This is a genomic window from Streptomyces sp. NPDC006476 (genome assembly GCF_040612015.1).
Taxonomy (GTDB): domain Bacteria; phylum Actinomycetota; class Actinomycetes; order Streptomycetales; family Streptomycetaceae; genus Streptomyces; species Streptomyces griseorubiginosus_B.
This window is the reverse complement of record NZ_JBEXPK010000187.1, coordinates 1-5,357: the sequence shown is the minus strand read 5'-3', so window position 1 is coordinate 5,357 and position 5,357 is coordinate 1. Positions and strand designations below refer to the sequence as shown.

3 protein-coding genes and 2 pseudogenes are annotated in these 5,357 nt (G+C 71.8%); 3 read left to right on the top strand and 2 right to left on the bottom strand.

Annotation, left to right across the window (positions count from 1 at the left end):
* Positions 1–152, top strand: a pseudogene (locus tag ABZZ74_RS52430) (rhamnose isomerase); the annotation flags it as partial.
* Positions 153–188: 36 nt separating this feature from the next.
* Here the strand turns inward: ABZZ74_RS52430 and ABZZ74_RS52425 are convergent.
* Complete coding sequence (locus ABZZ74_RS52425; RefSeq protein ID WP_356951197.1) at positions 189–1,076, bottom strand: LysR family transcriptional regulator; 888 nt, start codon at positions 1,074–1,076, stop codon at positions 189–191.
* Positions 1,077–1,242: 166 nt separating this feature from the next.
* Here ABZZ74_RS52425 and ABZZ74_RS52420 point away from each other — a divergent pair, with 166 nt between their 5' ends.
* The gene (locus ABZZ74_RS52420) at positions 1,243–2,118 is read left to right on the top strand and encodes an NAD(P)H-binding protein (protein ID WP_356951196.1); all 876 of its coding nucleotides are present in this window, start codon (positions 1,243–1,245) and stop codon (positions 2,116–2,118) included.
* Positions 2,119–2,133: 15 nt separating this feature from the next.
* Here ABZZ74_RS52420 and ABZZ74_RS52415 read toward each other — a convergent pair whose 3' ends face one another.
* Positions 2,134–4,767 (bottom strand): glycoside hydrolase family 78 protein, encoded by a 2,634-nt coding sequence (locus ABZZ74_RS52415; RefSeq protein WP_356951195.1) that lies wholly within the window; start codon positions 4,765–4,767, stop codon positions 2,134–2,136.
* Positions 4,768–5,001: 234 nt separating this feature from the next.
* Here ABZZ74_RS52415 and ABZZ74_RS52410 point away from each other — a divergent pair.
* Positions 5,002–5,357: pseudogene (locus tag ABZZ74_RS52410) on the top strand (rhamnose isomerase); the annotation flags it as partial.

Here is a 5,357-nt window from a genome sequence, read left to right as displayed (position 1 = left end):
CCTACAACACCGACGTACGCCCCCTCCTCGCCGACCTCCGCGAAGACATGGGCCTCCACCCCGACCCGATCGCCGCCTACCACCGCTCCGGATGGGCCGAGAAGATCGTCGAGGAGCGGGTCGGCGGGCAGCAGGCCGGGTGGGGAGCGTAAATCCCCGGTTCGGACCGCCGTCACCCCCCGGGCCGCTCAGCGCCGTTGCTTCGTGGCCGTCGCTTCGGCCGCCTCCTGGACGGGCGCCACAGAGGTGGCGACGCGGACCAGGGCCGCCGTGGCCGTCGAGCGGGAGTGCTGGGGCCAGGCGATGGAGAGGGTGGCCGGCGGGGCGTCCGGGAGTTCGCGGTACGCCACGCCCGGCCGGGGGTAGCGGGTCGTGACCGACTCCGGGAGCAGCGTCACCAGATTGCCGAATTCGACGAGCGCGAGGAGTTGGGCCAGGTCGGTGATCGCGTACCGCTCCATGATCATGTCCAGGTAGCGGCACAGGCCACCCGAGTCGCCCGGTTCGACGCCCGGGAGGGCGAGATCGGCGAGGGTGAGGTCGTCGCGGGCCGCGAGCGGGTGGGTGGCGGGCAGCGCGGCGAGGCGGGGTTCGACGGTCACCGTCTCGGCGTCCAGGCCGGCGCGGTCGAAGGGTTCGTAGAGGAGGGCCGCGTCCGCCTCGCCCGCACGCAGGAGCCGGGCCTGTTCGCCCCAGCCGGAGAGGCGGACCGTGACCGGCCGGGCCGCCGGCTCGGTGGCGTAGCGGGCCAGGATGGCATCCAGCAGACCCGCCGCGCCGTCGGCCTTGACGGTCAGGACGAGCTTGGGTTCCGGGTCGGCCGCGCGCTGGGCTCGCCGGCCGGCCGCCTGGAGGGCGTCCAGGGCGATCCGGGCCTCCGCCAGCAGGACGGTGCCGGGCGGGGTGAGGGTGACGCTGTGGGTCGTTCGCTCGAAGAGGGTGATGCCGAGGTCCGTCTCGAGTTTGCGGATGGCGCGGGAGAGGGGCGGGGCGGAGATGCCCAGCCGTTCGGCGGCGCGGGCGAAGTTCAGTTCCTCCGCGACGGCGACGAAGTAGCGCAGTGACCGGGACTCCATGACCGTGGACCTCCTTCGGTATGACCCGGAGGGTAACAAGCGGGACCCGGTCGATCCTTCCAAGGCGGAGGAACGCGGCGCAGGATCGAGGTACGCGGTCCCCCGGTACGGCCACAGGCGACGGGGTGTGAACCGCGCTTCCAGCGAACCGTTTTGGAGCTTCTGCATGCTTGTCATCACCACGCCCACCGGTCAGATCGGCCGGCAGGTCGTCGACCGTGTCCTCGGCGCCGAGCAGCCGGTCCGCGTGATCGTGAGGGATCCCGGCCGGCTCGCCCCCGAGGTGCGGGAGCGGGTCGAGGTCGTCCAGGGCTCGCACGCCGACCCCGATGTCCTCATGAAGGCCTTCACGGGCGCGGAGGCCGTGTTCTGGGTGATACCGCCGGACCCCCGCACGGAGAACCTCGAGCGCCACTATCTGGACCCGACCCGGTCGGCGTGCGAGGCCGTCACCAGGCACGGCGTGGAACGGGTCGTCAGCGTGTCGACCATGGGCCACGGCATCGAGAAGAACGCCGGTCACCTGTCGGCCGCGCGGGCCGCCGAGGAACTGATCGCCGGAACGGGAGTGAAGTGCCGGGCGCTGCGGCCTCCGTTCTTCATGGAGAACCTGCTCCGTCAGCTCGACGCGATCAGGAACCAGGGCACCTTCTTCCTGCCGAGCCGCCGGGACCGCACCCTGGCCCTGGTCGCCACCCGCGACATCGCCGAGCGAGGCGCCGAGGTGCTGCTCGACGACACCTGGAGCGGACAGGGCGGTGTACCTGTGGTCAGCCCCGACTCCCTCACTCCCGACGGCATGGCGGAGGTCCTCGGCGATGTGCTGGAGCTGCCGGTCCGCTACCAGCAGGTCCCGGTCGACGCGTACAGGTCGATGATGCTGGAGCACGGGGCGAGCGAGGCGATGGCCCAGGGCGTGGCCGACATGGCCGTCGCCCAGAACGAGGGGGCCTACGACGAGGAGCACCGCACCGCGCAGCCGAGCCCGACCGGTTTCCGCCAGTGGTGCGAGGAGGTGCTCAGGCCCGCCGTTCTGAGCTGAACACCTCCGCCGCTGTCACTCGGGACTGGCGAACGGATGCCGTACGGCGGCGGGCGGCCAGGCGGGAGCGGTGTAGGGCCGCCGGAAGGTGTGGCGGCCCGAGCCGACCTCGAACGGCTGCTCGTCGCCCGGCAGTTGTACGTCCGCCCGGGTGTTCGGCGGGACACGGACCTCCACCACCAGCGTGTCGCCCTCGATCCTCCAGCCCGCCTCCGCACGGCCGTACGGCGTCTCGTGCGCGGCCTTCGCGAAGCTGAGGTCGCCGCCGGGCACGGGCGCGATCCGCAGCCGGCGCCAGCCGGGCTCGGCGGCCCCCAGCCCGGCGACCGTGCGGTGCAGCCAGTCGGCCACGGCGCCCAGGGCGTAGTGGTTGAAGGACGTCATCTCGCCCGGGTTGATGCTCCCGTCGGGCAGCATCGAGTCCCACCGCTCCCAGACGGTCGTCGCACCCATGGTCACGGGGTACAGCCAGGACGGGCAGCCCTTCTCCACCAGCATCCGGTAGGCCAGTTGCGGCTCGCCGGCCGCGCACAGCGCGTCGCAGATCAGTGGGGTCCCGGCGAATCCGGTGGCGATGCGGAAGCCCGCCTTGCGCACGATGAGCGCCAACCGCTCGGCGGCGCCCTGTCGTTGACGTTCCGTCGGGAGCAGCGAGAAGCAGAGGGCGAGCGCGTACGCGGTCTGCGCGTCGCTCGCCATCAGCCCGGCCGGCGTGACGAACTCCTCGGCGAACGCGGCCCGTACGGCCCGCGCCAGCTCCTCGTACCGCACGGCGTCGTCCTTCTCCCCCAACAGCCGTGCCGTTTCGGCGAGTACGTCGGCCGAGCGCGCGACATGGGCGTTGGCGACCAGGTCACCATTGGTCCGGGCGGCGCCGGGGTCGTCGGGCGGGGCGGCTGGGTCGAGCCAGTCGCCGAGCTGGAAGTCCTGCCGCCACAGCCCGCCGCCCCGCTCGGTCAACCGGGCGGCGGACTCCATCCAGGCACGCATGCTCGGGTACTGGGTGCGCAGCACCTCCAGGTCGCCGAAACGCCGGTAGAGCGTCCACGGCAGCAGTACGGCGACATCGGCCCACACCGCGTGCGGGGTCCCGCCGAACGCGTCCCCCAGGATGTCGGGCACGACCAGGGGCGGTACCCCGTCGGCGCGCGCCAGCTGCTCGGCGGCGAGGTCGCGCAGCCAGCCGCCGAGCATGCCGGAGCAGTCGTACAGGAAGGACGCGGTGGGGGCGAAGACCTGGATGTCGCCGGTCCAGCCGAGGCGTTCGTCTCGCTGCGGGCAGTCGGTCGGGATGTCGAGGAAGTTGCCGCGCATGCCCCAGACGACGTTCTCGTGCAGCCTGTTGACCAGTGCGTGCGAGGACTGGAACCAGCCGGTGCGGGCCATGTCGGTGTGCAGGACGACGGCTTCGACCGCGCTCGGATCCAACTCACCGGGCCAGTCGTCGACTTGGGCGTACCGGAAGCCATGGAAGGTGAAGCGTGGCTCGTACGTCTCCTCGCCCTGGCCCGCGAGGGTGTACGTGTCCGTCGCGCGGGCGACGCGCAGGGGCCGCACCCCCAGTTCGCCGTGTTCCAGCACCTCCGCATGGCGCAGGGTGACCGTGTGGCCGGCGGGGCCGGAGACACGGATGCGCAGGCGGCCGACCAGGTTCTGGCCGAAGTCGAGGACGGTCCGGCCGGAGGGGGTGGTGATGACCTCCACCGGGGCGACGGTCTGGGTGCGGCGCACGGGCGGGCCGGTCGGTGCGACCAACTCGGCTGCCGGCGCGGGTAGTTCGATGACCGGTGACCAGCCGGCGGTGTCGTGGCCCGGTTCGGACCAGCCGGGGCGGGCCAGCCGGGCGTCGTACGCCTCGCCGTCGTACAGCTCGGACCGCAGGATCGGGCCGGTCGTGGCACGCCAGCTCTCGTCGGTGGCGATGGTGGTGACGGTGCCGTCGGGGTGGGTGACCTCGAGCTGCGCGAGGAGGGCGCGGTGGTCGCCGTAGAGGTTGCGGCGGCCGCCGTGGAAGCCGAGCCGGCCGGTGTACCAGCCCTCGCCGAGCAGCGCGCCGATCGCGTTGTCGCCGTGCCGGAGCAGGCCGGTGACGTCGAAGGTCTGGTAGCGCAGACGGTGGTGGTAGGAGGTCCAGCCGGGCGCGAGGACGTGGTCGCCGACGCGGGTGCCGTTGATCTCGGCCTCGTAGACGCCGTACGCGGCGATGTGGAGACGGGCCGAGGTGACGGGCCTGTCGAGGGTGAAGGTGCGGTGCAGCAGGGCCGCCGGGAGCGGGGAGTCGGCGCGTTCCCGGTCGGGGGTGACAGGGCGGGCGGTCCAGTCGGCCGAGGTCAGCAGCCCCGTCTCCGCGTAGATGACCGACGACCAGGCCGACGGCTCGGCGCCCGCACCCCACACCTGGACCCGTACCCCGACCCGGCTGCGGGAGCCCAGCACCGGCCCAGGCCACTCCACCAGCACCGAGTCGGCGCTGACCACACGCCCGGTGTCGGCGAGGACCGCGCCGTCGGCGTCGGTGATCTCGACCCGGTAGGCGCGCTGGGTCCAGTCCGGCGTCTCGGTTTCCGTGCGCCAGGTCAGCCGGGGGCGGGACTCGCCGATGCCCAGCGGCTCGCGGTGGTGCTCCAGGACGGGGGCGGTGACGATCACAGGGCGGCTCCCGGCGGACGCTGTGTCTTTTTGGCACGTGTAAACACCCTAGGAAGAGGGCGTGAATCGATTCACGGCATGGTGAGCCCGTCGTGACACTGAGTCAAGGGGTCCGACTGAGAATTGATCCGGTTCTCGTCAACGTCACCGAGGTGGTCGCGTCGACACCTTGACGGCGTCGTGCTGCTGCGATTAGCTTCCCTGAAACGATTCAAACAGTGTTCAGAGGTGGTCATGCCAGACCCGTCCGCCGTGAAGACAGCACTCGCGGCTCAGAAGATCGAGACCCCGTCGTGGGCCTATGGCAACTCCGGCACGCGCTTCAAGGTCTTCGCCCAGCCCGGCGTGCCGCGCGACCCCTGGGAGAAGCTGGCCGACGCCGCGCAGGTGCACGAGTTCACTGGCGTGGCGCCGACGGTGGCCCTGCACATTCCGTGGGACAAGGTCGACGACTACGGGAAGCTCGCGGTGTTCGCCCGGGAGCAGGGAGTGGCCCTGGGGGCGATCAATTCCAACACCTTCCAGGACGACGACTACAAGCTCGGCAGCATCTGCCACCCCGACCCGGCCGTACGCCGCAAAGCGGTCGA

Coding starts and splice junctions, on each gene's coding strand:
- ABZZ74_RS52420 (WP_356951196.1), top strand. CDS start 1,243: ATGCTTGTCATCACCACGCCCACCGGTCAGATCGGCCGGCAGGTCGTC.
- ABZZ74_RS52425 (WP_356951197.1), bottom strand. CDS start 1,076: ATGGAGTCCCGGTCACTGCGCTACTTCGTCGCCGTCGCGGAGGAACTG.